This is a genomic window from Streptomyces sp. JL2001, from assembly GCF_050917515.1.
In the GTDB taxonomy this organism is placed as follows: Bacteria; Actinomycetota; Actinomycetes; order Streptomycetales; family Streptomycetaceae; genus Streptomyces.
Genome location: NZ_CP169421.1, coordinates 3,921,456 through 3,935,941, shown reverse-complemented (window position 1 = coordinate 3,935,941; position 14,486 = coordinate 3,921,456). Strand labels below are relative to the sequence as shown.

Below are 14,486 nucleotides of genomic sequence, written 5' to 3'. Positions count from 1 at the left end.
AGTGAGAGGGGTGGTTTCGTTGCCGAACAGTGGACAGCGGTGTGGAGAAGCTGTGGGCAACCGAGAGCCGCCTGTGGGTTGCCAGTGGACAACCGAAAGCCGCCCCTGTGGACGAAAGATTCATCCACAGGGTGTGGATCAAGGTTGCCAACAAATCCACACCCTCCTGACCTGGGCTGATGGGATGCCCTCTGCCCAGCCTGTGGACATGATCCGGATAACTCGGCAGTCCCCACCCTGTGGACGGAAGATCATCCCTCAATCTGTGGAGAACACGCCACCCGTCCCGTTGATTCGAACAGCGTGGTCCGCTCACAGGGCTGTGCACAGTCGTCTCGCGCGTCCGGAGAGGACGTCCGGGGGCTCCGCGGAGGCGTCGGGAAGGTCCGCGGGGGCGCCCGGAGAACTCCGCGTGGGCACGCGACGGGCGTTCCCCAGGGCACCCGACATACGCAGGGGAAGGCTCCGGCAGGGACACGCGGAGAGGCTCCGGGAACGCGTGAAGGGCGCCCGGGAACGTGTCCCGGGCGCCCTTCACCGCTCTGTCCGCCGGCCGGCTCAGCCGTTCTTGATGCGGTTGGTGAGCTCGGTGACCTGGTTGTAGATGGAGCGCCGCTCGGCCATCAGCGCGCGGATCTTGCGGTCCGCGTGCATCACCGTGGTGTGGTCCCGGCCGCCGAACTGCGCGCCGATCTTCGGCAGCGACAGGTCGGTGAGCTCCCGGCACAGGTACATCGCGATCTGGCGTGCCGTCACCAGCACCCGGCTGCGCGAGGACCCGCAGAGGTCCTCCACCGTCAGGCCGAAGTAGTCGGCGGTCGCCGCCATGATCGCGCCGGCCGTGATCTCCGGCGCCGAGTCCTCGCCGCCCGGGATCAGGTCCTTGAGGACGATCTCGGTCAGCCCCAGGTCCACCGGCTGCCGGTTGAGGCTCGCGAAGGCCGTCACCCGGATCAGCGCGCCCTCCAGCTCACGGATGTTCCGCGAGATCCGGGAGGCGATGAACTCCAGTACCTCCGGCGGGGCGTTGAGCTGCTCCTGCACCGCCTTCTTGCGGAGGATCGCGATCCGCGTCTCCAGCTCCGGCGGCTGCACGTCGGTGGTCAGGCCCCACTCGAAGCGGTTGCGGAGCCGGTCCTCCAGCGTCACCAGCTGCTTGGGCGGCCGGTCCGAGGAGAGCACGATCTGCTTGTTCGCGTTGTGGAGCGTGTTGAAGGTGTGGAAGAACTCCTCCTGCGTCGACTCCTTGCTCGCGAGGAACTGGATGTCGTCGACGAGCAGGATGTCCACGTCGCGGTAGCGCTTGCGGAAGGTGTCGCCCTTGCCGTCGCGGATCGAGTTGATGAACTCGTTGGTGAACTCCTCCGAGCTCACGTACCGCACGCGGGTCCCCGGGTAGAGGCTGCGCGCGTAGTGACCGATCGCGTGCAGCAGGTGCGTCTTGCCGAGGCCCGACTCCCCGTAGATGAAGAGGGGGTTGTAGGCCTTCGCCGGCGCCTCGGCCACCGCGACGGCGGCGGCGTGCGCGAAGCGGTTCGACGAGCCGATGACGAAGGTGTCGAAGAGGTACTTGGGGTTCAGGCGGGCGTGCTGCTCACCCGGGGCACCCGGCGCGGAGCCCTGCCCCGAGGAGTGGCCGGGGCCGCCCACGGGACCCGACGCCGGACCGCCCGGGCGCGAGCCCGGACCGATCCCCTGGCCGGCACCCGGGCCCTGCGGCTCGGGGCGCTCCGGCCGCTGCGGCTGCTGCTGGTAGGCCGACGGACGCTCGTCGTAGCGCGGCGGCTGGGGCTGCTGCGGGCGCGGGCCGGTGTACGGGTCGCGCTCCTGGAACCCGCCGAGCCGCGGCTGCTGCCAGGAGAGGTCCTCCTGGGTGCGCGGCCAGGAGCCGGGGTCGGGACGCGGCTGCTGGTAGTCCGGGTAGGCCGGGCGTGCGGTCGGCAGCCCGTCGTCCTGCATCGGGCGGTGACCGTAGCCGTCGTACTTCTCGTACGTGTCGGCGGGCGGCCGCTCGTCGTAGCGGGGCTGCTGCTGGACCGGCGGCGCGGGCGGGGTCGGCTCGCCGACCGAGTCGTCGACGGTGATCGCGATCCGGATGGGGCGGCCGCACTCGCGGCTCAGCGTCTCGCTGATCAGCGGGGCCAGCCGGCCTTCGAGGACGCGCTTGCCCCACTCGTTCGGGACGGCGAGGAGCGCGGTGTCGGCCACCAGTGCGAGAGGCTGGCAGCGCTCGATCCACTGCTTGTCCTTGGACTCGATGCCTTGTTGGCCTTCTCCGAGGAGATGCTCGAGCACGCGTGGCCACACTGCGGCAAGATCGGCAGGTACGTCAGCCACGGGGCACGCTTCCTCGCAGGTCCCACGAATGTGTGGTTCTCGGGACGGCAGGTCGAAGTCCGTTAGGACAGGAAAGGACAGAACGGAAAAAGATTCAGGAGTCCAGCCACGGTAGTCGGGGCGGCTGACGTGGTTCAAGTTGTTGTCCACAGCCTGTGCACAATGGACCCCGGTGACCGGTCGGTTTGACCGGATGGCGTAGCCGCGCGTACCGTAACCAGGTCGAGTTGTCGATGGCTGCTGCCGCCTGCCTCCGATGGGCAAAGATCACGGTCTGTGATCGTGAAGCGGTGCACTCGGGCGTATTGCGAGCTTCTCGTGGGCGCACGGTGACAGCCAGGCGATGTCCCGCCACCACACGAATCATTTCTGGAGCCCCCGAGTGAGCAAGCGCACCTTCCAGCCGAACAACCGTCGTCGCGCCAAGACCCACGGCTTCCGCCTGCGGATGCGCACGCGTGCCGGTCGCGCCATCCTGGCGAACCGTCGCGCCAAGGGTCGCGCGAGCCTGTCCGCCTGATCTTCTTAAACAGGTCATGACGTGCTGCCTACCGAGAATCGGCTGAGGCGGCGCGAGGACTTCGCAACCGCGGTACGTCGAGGACGCCGGGCCGGTCGCCCACTCCTCGTCGTCCACCTACGCAGCGGTGCAACGGACCCGCACGCGCCTGGGGAGAGCGCTTCCCCGACGCGTGCGGGTTTCGTCGTGAGCAAGGCCGTGGGCGGCGCCGTCGTACGCAATCAGGTGAAGCGACGTCTGCGCCATCTCGTCCGCGATCGGCTCTCCGAGCTGCCCCCCGGTAGCCTGGTGGTCGTACGGGCGTTGCCCGGAGCCGGCGACGCCGATCACGCACAGCTGGCCCGAGACCTGGACGCCGCTCTCGAGCGGCTCCTGGGAGGGGGCGCGCGATGAAGTACCCGCTGCTGGCTCTCATCAAGCTGTACCAGTGGACGATCAGCCCGCTCCTCGGGCCCGTCTGCCGGTACTACCCGTCGTGTTCCCACTACGGATTCACGGCCATCGACCGGCATGGCGCGATCAAGGGCACAGCCCTGACCGCCTGGCGCATCCTGCGGTGCAACCCGTGGTCGCCCGGCGGCGTGGACCATGTCCCCGCACGCAAGCGTCCTCGCTGGCACGAAATGCTGCGGAACGCACTGCGCGGCGACACGGGCGGGTCCACCGCCGAGACGAGCCCGGCCGCAGAGACCTCGCCCAATGCTCAAGGAGCCTGATTAGTGGACACGATTGCCAATTTTTTCAGCTTCATCACCACACCTGTCTCATGGGTGATCGTCCAGTTCCACAAGCTGTACGGGGCGATCTTCGGCCCTGACACGGGCTGGGCCTGGGGCCTGTCGATCGTGTCCCTCGTGGTGCTGATCCGTATCTGCCTGATCCCGCTGTTCGTCAAGCAGATCAAGTCGACCCGGAACATGCAGGCGCTCCAGCCGAAGATGAAGGCGATCCAGGAGCGCTACAAGAGCGACAAGCAGCGTCAGTCCGAAGAGATGATGAAGCTGTACAAGGAGACGGGCACCAACCCGCTCTCCTCGTGCCTGCCCATCCTGGCGCAGTCCCCCTTCTTCTTCGCGCTGTACGCGGTGCTCTCCCACATCGCCGAGGGCAAGACGATCGGTGTCATCGACCAGCCTCTGCTGGAGAGCGCCCGCCAGGCGCACATCTTCGGTGCCCCGCTGGCCGCCACCTTCACCGACAGCGCTGCCGAGGTCGCCGCGCTCGACGCCTCGCTGACCTCGGTCCGCATCGTCACCGCGGTCATGATCATCATGATGTCGGCCTCGCAGTTCTTCACGCAGCGCCAGCTGATGATGAAGAACGTCGACCTCTCGGTGAAGACGCCGTACATGCAGCAGCAGAAGATGCTGATGTACATCTTCCCGCTGATCTTCGCCGTCATGGGCATCAACTTCCCCGTCGGTGTTCTCGTCTACTGGCTGACCACGAACGTGTGGACCATGGGCCAGCAGATGTACGTGATCAACCAGAACCCGACCCCGGGCAGCAAGGCGCAGGACGCCTACCTCCAGCGCCTGCTGAAGAGCATCACCACGCACGACGAGGTCCGCGGCCGTCGCCGCAAGAACATCGTCAAGGTCGTGGTCGCCAAGGGCGCCGAGCGCAACGACAACGAGCGCCGCTTCTTCGCGGGCCTGGCCAAGGCCGGCTACGCCGCCCAGGCCGACGGCACCGTGATCAAGAGCGACACGATCGCGGCCGAGGCCGAGGGTGCCGGCGCGGTCAAGCGTCAGCAGCCGAAGCGCCAGACCAAGGCGAAGCGCCAGGCCGGCGGTGCCCACCCGGCCCCGGCGAAGGGCGGCGAGGAGAAGGACGAGTCCCCCTCCGCGGAGCCCACCACCTCGCTGGAGAAGAAGCCCCACGACGAGGCCAAGGACGCCAAGGACACGGCGAAGAACGCCTCGGGCGATCAGTCCGTGCGTCCCAGCCGCGCCAACTCCGGGGCTTCCCGCCAGGCCAAGTCCGGTCAGCGCAAGGGCCAGCAGCGGCCCAAGCACCCGTCCTCCAAGAAGTAGAAGGAGTCCATCCGTGACGGAAGGCACCACCACCGCCGCCGCCGCAGAGGGTGGCGACACCCTGACCCGCCTGGAGCAGGAGGGTGAGATCGCGGCCGACTACCTCGAGGGTCTGCTCGACATCGCCGATCTCGACGGCGACATCGACATGGACGTCGAGGCGGACCGGGCCGCGGTCTCCATCGTCAGCGACTCGAGCAGCCGCGACCTGCAGAAGCTTGTGGGTCGCGACGGCGAGGTGCTGGAGGCGCTTCAGGAGCTGACCCGGCTGGCCGTGCTCCGGGAGACCGGTGACCGCAGCCGCCTCATGCTCGACATCAGCGGGTTCCGCGCCAAGAAGCGGGCCGAGCTCGCAGAGATCGGTGCCAAGGCCGCGTCCGAGGTGAAGTCCACCGGTGCCCCGGTGAAGCTGGACCCGATGACGCCGTTCGAGCGCAAGGTCGTGCACGACGCGGTCGCCGCCGCCGGTCTGCGCAGCGAGTCCGAGGGCGAGGAGCCGCAGCGCTTCGTCGTCGTTCTCCCTGCCTGACCTCCTTCGCAGTGTCGGCCCCGTCTGCTCGCAGGCGGGGCCGATCTTTGTAAGCCTGATAGTTCAGCCACCACAGTGCGCGCGCAGGATGTGCGCTACGGAAGGACGGTTCCCGTGACGGAGGCAGCGGAGCTTCCCCCTGCGCCTGAGCAGGCGCGGACGGTATTCGGTGAGCACTTCCCGGAGGCCGTTCGCTACGCGGAGCTCCTCGCGGACGCGGGAGTCAAGCGGGGGCTGATCGGCCCACGCGAGGTCCCCCGGCTGTGGGAGCGGCACCTGCTGAACTGTGCGGTGCTGTCCGAAGTGGTCCCCGAGGGCGTCTCCGTGTGTGACGTGGGCTCGGGCGCCGGACTTCCCGGCATCCCGCTGGCACTCGTCCGGCCCGACCTGAAGATCACGCTCCTGGAGCCGCTGCTGCGCCGGACGAACTTCCTCCAGGAAGTCGTGGAGCTGCTGGGGCTGAGCCATGTGACCGTCGTCCGCGGCCGTGCCGAGGAGATGCTGGGCAAGGTCTCGCCGGTGCACGTGGTGACCGCCCGCGCCGTGGCGCCGCTCGACCGGCTCGCCGGCTGGGGCGTTCCCCTGCTGCGTCCGTACGGCGAGATGCTGGCCCTCAAGGGGGACACCGCCGAGGAGGAGATCAGCGGTGCACGCGCCGCCCTCGCCAAGCTGGGCGTGGTCGGGACCTCGGTCCTGCAGGTCGGCGAGGGCATCGTCGACCCCATGACGACGGTGGTCCGGGTGGAGGTCGGTGAGAGCCCCGGCGGTGTGAGGTTCGCCGCAAAGCGGGCGAAGGCCGCCCGACCCAGCAGGACGCGTCGCCGTCGCTGAGCCGTCGACGCGGCGTGTCTGATCCTTACAAGCTGCCATACGTGAGCATTTCGGAGTGTCGAACGGCCCGGGATCAGCGGCGAGTGCATCGTGTTTCACGTGAAACGTCGCTCACTGCTGCAGGGGATCATCGGCCGCGGTCGCGCGGCTGCCACGCCCCGGGACCGGAAACCCCTCTCGAAACCCCCCGTGAGGGTTACGGGATTGTCCACAGAGGTGGATTCACCCACAGAACCACGGGCCTCGCTGGTTCACGACCCCGAAAGCATGGCAGGCTCTGTCCATCGCGAGCCTGAAGCCGAGGAGAGTGAATCCTTGCGGTCCGACGCCAACATCGCGGGACCGATGACCGACCCGGTCCCCGGTCCCCGAACCGAATCGGTCGGGGAGGATGTTTCACGTGAAACACCGCCCCCGATGGACGACACCCCTATTGGTCGTGCAGCCCAACTTGCCGTAGAGGCGTTGGGGCGCGCTGGTGAGGGGCTCCCCCGGCCTGCCCAGACACGCGTGATGGTGGTCGCCAACCAGAAGGGCGGCGTCGGCAAGACGACCACGACGGTCAACGTTGCCGCCTCGCTGGCCCTGCACGGAGCCCGGGTCCTGGTCATCGACCTCGACCCGCAGGGCAACGCCTCGACCGCCCTGGGCATCGATCACCACGCCGACGTGCCCTCGATCTACGACGTCCTGGTGGAGAGCAAGCCGCTCTCCGACGTGGTCCAGCCCGTCCAGGACGTCGAAGGTCTCTTCTGCGCCCCCGCCACCATCGATCTCGCCGGTGCGGAGATCGAGCTGGTGTCGCTGGTGGCGCGTGAGAGCCGCCTGCAGCGAGCCATCCAGGCCTACGAGCAGCCCCTGGACTACATCCTCATCGACTGCCCGCCGTCCCTGGGACTGCTCACGGTCAACGCCCTCGTGGCGGGTGCCGAGGTGCTGATCCCCATCCAGTGCGAGTACTACGCGCTGGAGGGCCTGGGACAGCTGCTGCGGAACGTCGACCTGGTGCGGGGGCACCTGAACCCCACGCTGCACGTGTCGACGATCCTCCTGACCATGTACGACGGCCGGACGAGGCTCGCCTCCCAGGTCGCCGACGAGGTGCGCAGCCACTTCGGTGAGGAGGTGCTGAGGACCAGCATCCCCCGGTCCGTGCGTATCTCGGAGGCCCCGAGTTACGGCCAGACCGTCCTCACGTACGATCCGGGCTCCAGCGGCTCGCTCTCGTACCTCGAGGCGGCCCGTGAGATCGCGCTGCGCGGGGTCGGTATCCGCTACGACGCCGAGCACGCCCACGTCGGGCAGCAGAACAACCAGAGCAACATGTCGGAGGGGATCCAGTGAGCGAGCGACGTAGGGGATTGGGGCGTGGGCTCGGTGCGCTGATTCCTGCCGCTCCCCAGGAGCGGCAGGTGCCGGCGGTGGGTGTGGCGGGACCTTCCTCGTCCGTCTCCACCCCGGTGCTGCCTTCCGAGCGGGGGGTGGCCGCCGCGAAGATGGCGACCCTCCCGCAGAGCCCGCAGTCCCCGGACTCCGTGGTGCCCGTGGTCGAGCCTGCCGTGGTGGAGGAGCCGGAAGCGCCCGCGGGTGCTCACTTCGCCGAACTGCCGTTGGACTTCATCACGCCCAACCCCAAGCAGCCGCGTGAGGTCTTCGACGAGGACGCGCTCGCGGAACTGGTCACCTCCATCAAGGAGGTCGGTCTGCTCCAGCCTGTCGTCGTCCGGCAGCTGGGCACCGAGCGCTACGAGCTCATCATGGGTGAGCGGCGCTGGAGGGCCTGCCGTGAAGCCGGTCTGGAGCGCATCCCCGCGATCGTCCGGGCCACGGAGGACGAGAAGCTCCTTCTGGACGCCCTCCTGGAGAACCTGCACCGGGCACAGCTGAATCCGCTGGAAGAGGCCGCCGCCTACGACCAGCTGCTGAAGGACTTCAACTGCACGCACGACCAGCTGGCCGACCGGATCGGGCGCTCGCGTCCCCAGGTCTCCAACACGCTGCGTCTGCTGCGCCTCTCCCCGCCGGTCCAGCGCCGGGTGGCCGCCGGGGTCCTGTCGGCGGGCCACGCCCGTGCCCTGCTGTCCGTGGACGACCCCGAGACGCAGGACAAGCTCGCGTACCGGATCGTCGCTGAGGGCCTCTCGGTGCGTGCGGTCGAGGAGATCGTCACGCTCATGGGCTCGGAGCCCACGTCGACGGTCAAGCCCAAGGGCCCCCGGGCGGGCGCACGTGTCTCGCCGGCTCTCACCGAACTGGCTTCCCGTCTCTCGGATCGCTTCGAGACGCGGGTGAAGGTGGACCTGGGCCAGAAGAAGGGCAAGATCGTCGTCGAGTTCGCCTCGCTGGACGATCTGGAGCGGATCCTGTCGACGCTGGCTCCGGGCGAAGGACGCGTCATGGACCACGGGAACGCCGAGACGGACGAGGAGGACGCCGAGGGCTGAGCCCTCTGCGACTCATGGCGGGCCGTGTACCGGTGAAGACCGGGACACGGCCCGTCCCTTTGCCTGCGCGCGGTATCGCCCCGAACGCCCCATCGATACGATTCTGGGAGGCGAAACCGGTGCTGCGCCGGCAGCGGGAAGAGAGGAACAGCCGTGGGGCGTCGGCTCGTACCACTCACGCTGGACAACCTTCCGGATCTCCCGAAGAGGTGCCGCTCCTGTGTCTTCTGGGAGCTCGACCCGGTGAGCGGGGAGGCCGCCGTGAAGGCGGGGCGGCCCGAGCTGGAGAAGGAAGCCTGGATCTCCGCCGTCCTGCTGGAGTGGGGATCCTGCGGTCGGGTGGTCTACGTCGACGACGTGCCGGTCGGCTTCGTTCTCTACGCGCCTCCGGCCTATGTGCCGCGCTCCATGGCCTTCCCCACGAGTCCGGTCTCCGCGGACGCGGTCCAGTTGATAACGGCGTGGATCATGCCCGGGTACCAAGGGCAGGGGATCGGCCGCACGATGGTGCAGACCGTCGCCAAGGACCTTCTCCGGCGCGGCTTCAAGGCGATCGAGGCCTTCGGCGACGGTCGCTGGAAGGAGCCGGCCTGTGTTCTGCCGGCCGATCATCTGCTGGCCGTGGGCTTCAAGACGGTGCGGCCCCATCCGGCGTACCCGCGGCTGAGGCTGGAGCTCCGTACGACGCTCTCCTGGAAGGAGGACGTCGAGATGGCGCTGGACCGTCTCCTCGGCGCGGTGCAGAAGGAGCCCGCGCTGCGGCCGCTGTAGGGCCCGTGGGGGACGCGCCGCCCGCCGCTGCCCCAGGGCACACGAACGGCCCGCCCCGATCCGGGGCGGGCCGTTCGTGTTTCACGTGAAACAGACGTGGCGTCAGGCCTTCGTGGCCTCGTCGGAGACGAAGCCCTCAAGGTCGCGGAGGATCGCGGCCTTCGGCTTGGCGCCGACGATCGTCTTCACGACCTCGCCGTTCTGGTAGACGTTCAGGGTCGGGATCGACATGACGCCGTACTTGGCGGCCGTGGCCGGGTTCTCGTCGATGTTGAGCTTCACGATCTCGATCTCACCGTGCTCCGCGGCGATGGCCTCCAGCGACGGGGCGATCTGACGGCACGGTCCGCACCAAGCGGCCCAGAAGTCCACCAGGACGGGCTTGTCGCTCTTGAGGACGTCGTCCTCGAAGGATGCGTCGGTCACGTTCTTCAGGGCGCCGGCCACGGCGACCTCCTTAACTTCGCGGGGTGTGGGGTGGGAAAGCCTGAGGGGGATCAGACCGCGGGGGTCTCGGCGAGCTTCTCGTTGTCGGCGAGGGCGGCCAGGAAGCGCTCGGCGTCGAGTGCGGAGGAGCAGCCGGTGCCGGCGGCGGTGATCGCCTGGCGGTAGGTGTGGTCGACGACGTCACCGGCACCGAAGACGCCCGGCAGGTTCGTCCGCGTCGACGGCGCGTCGACCTTGAGGTAGCCCTCCTCGTCCAGCTCCAGCTGGCCCTTGAAGAGCTCGGTGCGCGGGTCGTGGCCGACGGCGATGAAGAGACCGGTGACGGGCAGCTCGCTGGTCTCGCCCGTCTTGGTGTTGCGCAGGGTCAGACCGGAGAGCTTCTGCTCGCCGTGGATCTCGGCGACCTCACTGTCCCAGGCGAACTTGATCTTCGGGTCGGCGAAGGCGCGCTCCTGCATCGCCTTGGAGGCGCGCAGGCTGTCACGGCGGTGGACGATCGTGACGGACTTGGCGAAGCGCGAGAGGAAGGTGGCCTCCTCCATCGCGGTGTCGCCGCCGCCGATGACGGCGATGTCCTGGTCCTTGAAGAAGAACCCGTCACAGGTGGCGCACCAGGAGACGCCACGGCCGGAGAGGGCGTCCTCGTTCGGCAGGCCGAGCTTGCGGTGCTGGGAGCCCGTCGTGACGATGACGGCCTTCGCGCGGTGCACGGTGCCGGCGGTGTCCGTGACGGTCTTGATCTCGCCCGTCAGGTCCACGGCGACGACGTCGTCCGGAACCAGCTCGGCGCCGAAGCGCTCTGCCTGGGCGCGCATGTTGTCCATCAGGTCCGGGCCCATGATGCCGTCGCGGAAGCCGGGGAAGTTCTCCACGTCGGTCGTGTTCATCAGGGCGCCACCAGCGGTGACGGCACCCTCGAAGACCAGGGGCTTCAGCGACGCACGCGCCGTGTAGAGCGCGGCGGTGTAACCCGCGGGCCCGGAGCCGATGATGATCACGTTACGGACGTCGCTCACGGGTTTCTTCCTCGTCTCTGCAGACTGCCTACTGCCTACGGGGCGGTCGTTTCGGTGACTCTCACCCCACCCAACGGATCCTACGGGGCGGGCATTCCCGAGACCGACACGCGGCACGGCCTGAACGTCAGGAGTGGGGGTACCGGCATGGCGTGGACGTCAGGAGCGGGGGTAGGTGTGCGTCGTGAGGACCTCGGCCGGGTTCTTTCCCCCGCCCGCGGTGCAGGTCGCGTCAAGCACGTACGCCTGTACCTGAGAGCCGTTCGTCGGATGAGGGAGGACGACGAGGTAGGCAGGCTTCCCCTCGTAGTCACCCTTCTGGAAGGCGAGCACCGTGTCGGGGCGGCCGGTGCCGGCCTTGACGCAGTTCGGCAGCGGCTCCACCAGGCCGCGCCGGGGGGTGTCACCGCCCGTCGCGGACATCGACTCGGGGCTGCTGTCCTGGGGAACCTTGAAGGTGTGGTCCTGCTGGAGGAGCGCCTGCACGCGGGCTTCGATGTCCTGACCGTCGAAACGCGAGTCGACGGCGCTGCTGGCAGCGGTGTCGCTCTTCGTGTCGCCGGACTCCCCGCTGAGGCTCTGGAGTCCTCCCTGTGTGAGGAACAGGCTGATCCCCAGGGCCGCGGCCCCGAAGGCGGCGCCCAGGGCGGCGACGCGCCTCCGGCGGGGCTTGCGGGGGCGTCCGGGACCGGTGCCGGCACCGGAGCGGCCGGTGGGACGTTCCGCACCCCCGGAAGGTGCCGTGGCCGGGCGCGGCGCGGCCCGCGTGCTTGTTTCACGTGAAACATCGGTGTCGGGGACGGGTGCGGTGGCATCGAGAAGTGCTTCGGCTGCCAGCGCGGCATCGATACGGCCGGCGATGTCGGCAGGCATCCGGGGAGGACCGGGGAGGGTTCCCAGCAGCCCACGGATCTCTTCCAGGGAGGTGCGTACGTCGGCGCAGAGCGAGCAGTCGTCCAGATGGCGGCGGACCGCCGCGGCGCGCGCCGGAGCGAGGAGTCCCTCGGTGAGGTCGGAGATCTCCGAGACGTCCGGGTGCTGTGTCGTGTCGGCCTTGCCGGTCGTGGATGTCACGCGCGCCCACCTCCGCCCTTCACAGCAGTCGGACCGTTCGATCCGCTATCCCTTGTCCCGGACACCGGTGGGACGGATGTCCCCGGCGTCCGGTTCCTTCCCCGGTCGGAGCCCTCGTTACCCACCGTGTCCGCGCGCAGATGAGTGAGCATGGGGAGCAGTTTCGCTCGGCCCCGTGCGCAGCGGCTCTTCACGGTTCCGGTGGGCACGTCCAGGATGCGCGCGGCCTCGGCCACGGGGTACCCCTGCATGTCGACCAGCACGAGAGCCGACCGCTGCTCTGCGGGGAGCTTGGCCAGAGCGGCCAGGAGCTCGCGATGGAGGTCCTGGCGCTCGGCGGGGGCCTCGGCGGACTCCACGGGCTCCAGGAGCTGCTCGAAGCGGGCCGTGTCGTCCACGGGAGACGTCTTGCGGGAGACGGCCTTGCGGGCCCGGTCGAGACAGGCGTTCACCGTGATGCGGTGCAGCCAGGTGGTGACCGCCGACTGGCCGCGGAAGGTATGGGCGGCCCGGAAGGCGGAGACGAGGGCGTCCTGGACCGCGTCGGCGGCCTCCTCGCGGTCCCCCAGGGTGCGCAGGGCTACCGCCCAGAGTCGGTCGCGGTGCCTTCGCACCAGCTCACCGAAGGCGTCGGGATCGCCCGCGACATGGCGCTCCAGAAGTTCCTGGTCGCTGATGTCCGCGTATATCGCGTCGTCCAACGGTGAGCCCCCTCCCCTCCCTGCCGTCAGCTGGTGATCTTGATATCCGTGATCTTGCCGCGGAATGTGCCGTCGCTGGCGGGCAGCTTGGTCAGCCAGACCAGAACGTAGCGCGTCGTCACGGGCTTGGCGGGCTTCAGCGTCACCTTGCCGCCGGATCCCTTGGCCTGGGTGGCGAAGGCACCTGGTGAGTTCGGTTCGGCCGTGGCGTCGGCCGGGGCGGTGCGCAGCTCCACGGAGGTGTCTCCCACGAAGGAGACGTCCACCGATCCGATCTGCTGGGCCTTGCCCAGGTCGAGGACGAGACCCACGCCCTCCTTGAGCCGGCCGAAGTCGGCGCTGTAGTAGCCGTCGGTGTTCCAGAAGCTGCTCGGGTCGCCGTCGTAGGCGTTCTTTATCCCCTGAGGCTTCTCCGAACCGTCGCCGAGCGGGTCGAAGTCGTGGGCCCCGACGATGGCGACGGGCTTTCCGATCTCGGCCTCCTTCTCGTCCTCGGTGTCCTGCGGCTGGTTGTTCTGCGGCGTCTCCGACTTGTTGTTCTGGTCGAGGAGCCGGTCCGCCACCTGCCAGCTGGCGAGCCCCAGGGCGGCGATCAGCAGCGCCGAGACGGCCCACTTCAGGGCCTTGCCCGTGCGGCTCTGCAGCGGCGGTGGCGGAGGCGCCATCACCTGGGTCACCACGGGACCGGCCTGCTGCGGACGCCCGTAGCTGCCCTGCTGGTACGTGGTGCGCTGGTACTCCGGCGGGGCCGGGAACTCGGGCTCCGGCGGGCGGATGCGGGGCATCGCCGCCACGGCCTTGGCGAGCTCGTCCGGCGTGGTGCACGGCGGTTCCTGGCGTGAGGCGGTGGCACCGTCGTTGGCCAGGGCGCGCATGGCGATCTCGGCCAGGCCGCGATGGACACCTGCCCGCACCTGGTCGGGGGGAAGCAGCCCCACGCCCTTGGGAAGGCCGGAGAGGCCGTGGGCGTCGCTGTCGTACGGCCAGCGCTGGGTCAGCGCCGCGTACAGCAGGGCGCCGATCGCCTCGGTGTCCGTGCGCTGAGGCCGTTCGGCGCTGATGCCGCGCAGGGCGGCGTTCACGGCGAGGCCGCGGATGCGGTACTGACCGGAGGAGCTGCGCAGCACCGCGCTCGGGGTGAGCCGGAGGTGGGCGAGCCCTTCACGGTGGGCCGCCGCCATCGCCTGGGAGACCTGGCTGACGAGCTGGTACGCGTCGTGCGGCTCCAGTGGGCCGGCGGCGAGCAGGGTCGTCAGTTCGGTGGAGTCGGGCAGCCATTCGTGCACGACGTACACGAGGTCGTTCTCCTCGACGGCGTCGAGGACCTGGACGAAGCGGGGGTCGCCGAGCAGCGCCGCGGAGCGGGCCGCGGCGAGTACCGAACGCGCTCGTGGATGGTCGGCAGGCAGGAGATGGACCCCGACCGCACGCCGCAGCTTCTCGTCCACGGCACGCCAACTGCTGAATCCGTCCAGACGAGTGACGCATTCCTCGAGCCGGTAGCGTCTGGCCAGTTTGTGACCGCTGTGCAGCTCGGGGGTCTCGATGGAGGACTGTTCGCCGTTCTGCCGGTCGCCGGCCTTGTTCTCTGCGTCGTCGGCGGTCGTGTCCGCCGTGTCCTGCTCTTCCGCCACCCCGTCGGTCGCGGCCTTCTCCGCCTTCGCGGTCAGCGGGTCGTCACCGCTGTTGTCGGCCACGTCGACGGCAGCCGTGCTACGTTCCGCCACCGTCGTTCCTGCCTCCCCATCCGTTGCGCCACATCCAACAGCCATGCCAATTG

At 69.0% G+C, this 14,486-nt stretch carries 15 protein-coding genes; 9 read left to right on the top strand and 6 right to left on the bottom strand.

What is annotated here, in order from left to right; translation table 11 throughout:
• Positions 1-558: 558 nt before the first annotated feature.
• Positions 559-2,337, bottom strand: coding sequence for a chromosomal replication initiator protein DnaA (gene dnaA / locus ACE1OA_RS17500; protein WP_356775104.1), 1,779 nt, complete (start codon positions 2,335-2,337; stop codon positions 559-561).
• Positions 2,338-2,719: 382 nt separating this feature from the next.
• Between dnaA and rpmH the strand changes: the two genes are divergently transcribed.
• The 9 genes from rpmH to ACE1OA_RS17455 all read left to right on the top strand — a co-directional run bounded on the left by rpmH (position 2,720) and on the right by ACE1OA_RS17455 (position 9,468).
• The gene (gene rpmH, locus ACE1OA_RS17495) at positions 2,720-2,857 is read left to right on the top strand and encodes a 50S ribosomal protein L34 (RefSeq protein WP_015659252.1); all 138 of its coding nucleotides are present in this window, start codon (positions 2,720-2,722) and stop codon (positions 2,855-2,857) included.
• A 21-nt stretch (positions 2,858-2,878) separates the two neighbouring features.
• The gene (gene rnpA, locus ACE1OA_RS17490; protein ID WP_356601326.1) at positions 2,879-3,250 is read left to right on the top strand and encodes a ribonuclease P protein component; all 372 of its coding nucleotides are present in this window, start codon (positions 2,879-2,881) and stop codon (positions 3,248-3,250) included.
• Entirely contained in the window at positions 3,247-3,573 is a 327-nt protein-coding gene (gene yidD / locus ACE1OA_RS17485) for a membrane protein insertion efficiency factor YidD (RefSeq protein WP_147978793.1), read from the top strand. Before rnpA ends, yidD begins: the two co-directional genes overlap by 4 nt.
• A 3-nt stretch (positions 3,574-3,576) precedes the next feature.
• Complete coding sequence (gene yidC / locus ACE1OA_RS17480) at positions 3,577-4,893, top strand: membrane protein insertase YidC (protein ID WP_356601325.1); 1,317 nt, start codon at positions 3,577-3,579, stop codon at positions 4,891-4,893.
• A 13-nt stretch (positions 4,894-4,906) separates the two neighbouring features.
• Positions 4,907-5,422, top strand: a complete 516-nt coding sequence (locus ACE1OA_RS17475) for a protein jag (protein ID WP_356601324.1) — start codon at positions 4,907-4,909, stop codon at positions 5,420-5,422.
• A gap of 114 nt (positions 5,423-5,536) precedes the next feature.
• The gene (gene rsmG, locus ACE1OA_RS17470) at positions 5,537-6,253 is read left to right on the top strand and encodes a 16S rRNA (guanine(527)-N(7))-methyltransferase RsmG (protein ID WP_356601323.1); all 717 of its coding nucleotides are present in this window, start codon (positions 5,537-5,539) and stop codon (positions 6,251-6,253) included.
• Positions 6,254-6,520: 267 nt separating this feature from the next.
• Complete coding sequence (locus ACE1OA_RS17465; protein ID WP_356601322.1) at positions 6,521-7,597, top strand: ParA family protein; 1,077 nt, start codon at positions 6,521-6,523, stop codon at positions 7,595-7,597.
• Entirely contained in the window at positions 7,594-8,697 is a 1,104-nt protein-coding gene (locus ACE1OA_RS17460) for a ParB/RepB/Spo0J family partition protein (RefSeq protein ID WP_356601321.1), read from the top strand. The genes ACE1OA_RS17465 and ACE1OA_RS17460 overlap by 4 nt, the downstream gene beginning before the upstream one ends.
• A 153-nt stretch (positions 8,698-8,850) precedes the next feature.
• Positions 8,851-9,468: a GNAT family N-acetyltransferase gene (locus ACE1OA_RS17455; protein ID WP_356601320.1), complete on the top strand. Its 618-nt coding sequence runs from the start codon at positions 8,851-8,853 to the stop codon at positions 9,466-9,468.
• 102 nt (positions 9,469-9,570) lie between these two features.
• Here ACE1OA_RS17455 and trxA read toward each other — a convergent pair whose 3' ends face one another.
• The 5 genes from trxA to ACE1OA_RS17430 form a co-directional block, all read right to left on the bottom strand.
• Positions 9,571-9,915: a thioredoxin gene (gene trxA, locus ACE1OA_RS17450; protein WP_147978786.1), complete on the bottom strand. Its 345-nt coding sequence runs from the start codon at positions 9,913-9,915 to the stop codon at positions 9,571-9,573.
• A 50-nt stretch (positions 9,916-9,965) separates the two neighbouring features.
• Positions 9,966-10,931, bottom strand: coding sequence for a thioredoxin-disulfide reductase (gene trxB / locus ACE1OA_RS17445; protein ID WP_147978785.1), 966 nt, complete (start codon positions 10,929-10,931; stop codon positions 9,966-9,968).
• Positions 10,932-11,090: 159 nt separating this feature from the next.
• A complete protein-coding gene (locus ACE1OA_RS17440; RefSeq protein WP_432753030.1) occupies positions 11,091-12,005 on the bottom strand; it encodes a hypothetical protein in 915 nt (304 codons plus the stop codon).
• Positions 12,002-12,706 carry an RNA polymerase sigma factor SigM gene (sigM, locus tag ACE1OA_RS17435; RefSeq protein ID WP_356601318.1) on the bottom strand — a complete coding sequence of 235 codons (705 nt, stop codon included), beginning with the start codon at positions 12,704-12,706 and terminating at the stop codon, positions 12,002-12,004. Before sigM ends, ACE1OA_RS17440 begins: the two co-directional genes overlap by 4 nt.
• A gap of 26 nt (positions 12,707-12,732) precedes the next feature.
• Positions 12,733-14,433 (bottom strand): protein kinase family protein, encoded by a 1,701-nt coding sequence (locus ACE1OA_RS17430; protein ID WP_356775114.1) that lies wholly within the window; start codon positions 14,431-14,433, stop codon positions 12,733-12,735.
• Positions 14,434-14,486 lie beyond the last annotated feature (53 nt).

Coding starts and splice junctions, on each gene's coding strand:
- yidD (WP_147978793.1), top strand. CDS start 3,247: ATGAAGTACCCGCTGCTGGCTCTCATCAAGCTGTACCAGTGGACGATC.
- ACE1OA_RS17465 (WP_356601322.1), top strand. CDS start 6,521: ATGGCAGGCTCTGTCCATCGCGAGCCTGAAGCCGAGGAGAGTGAATCC.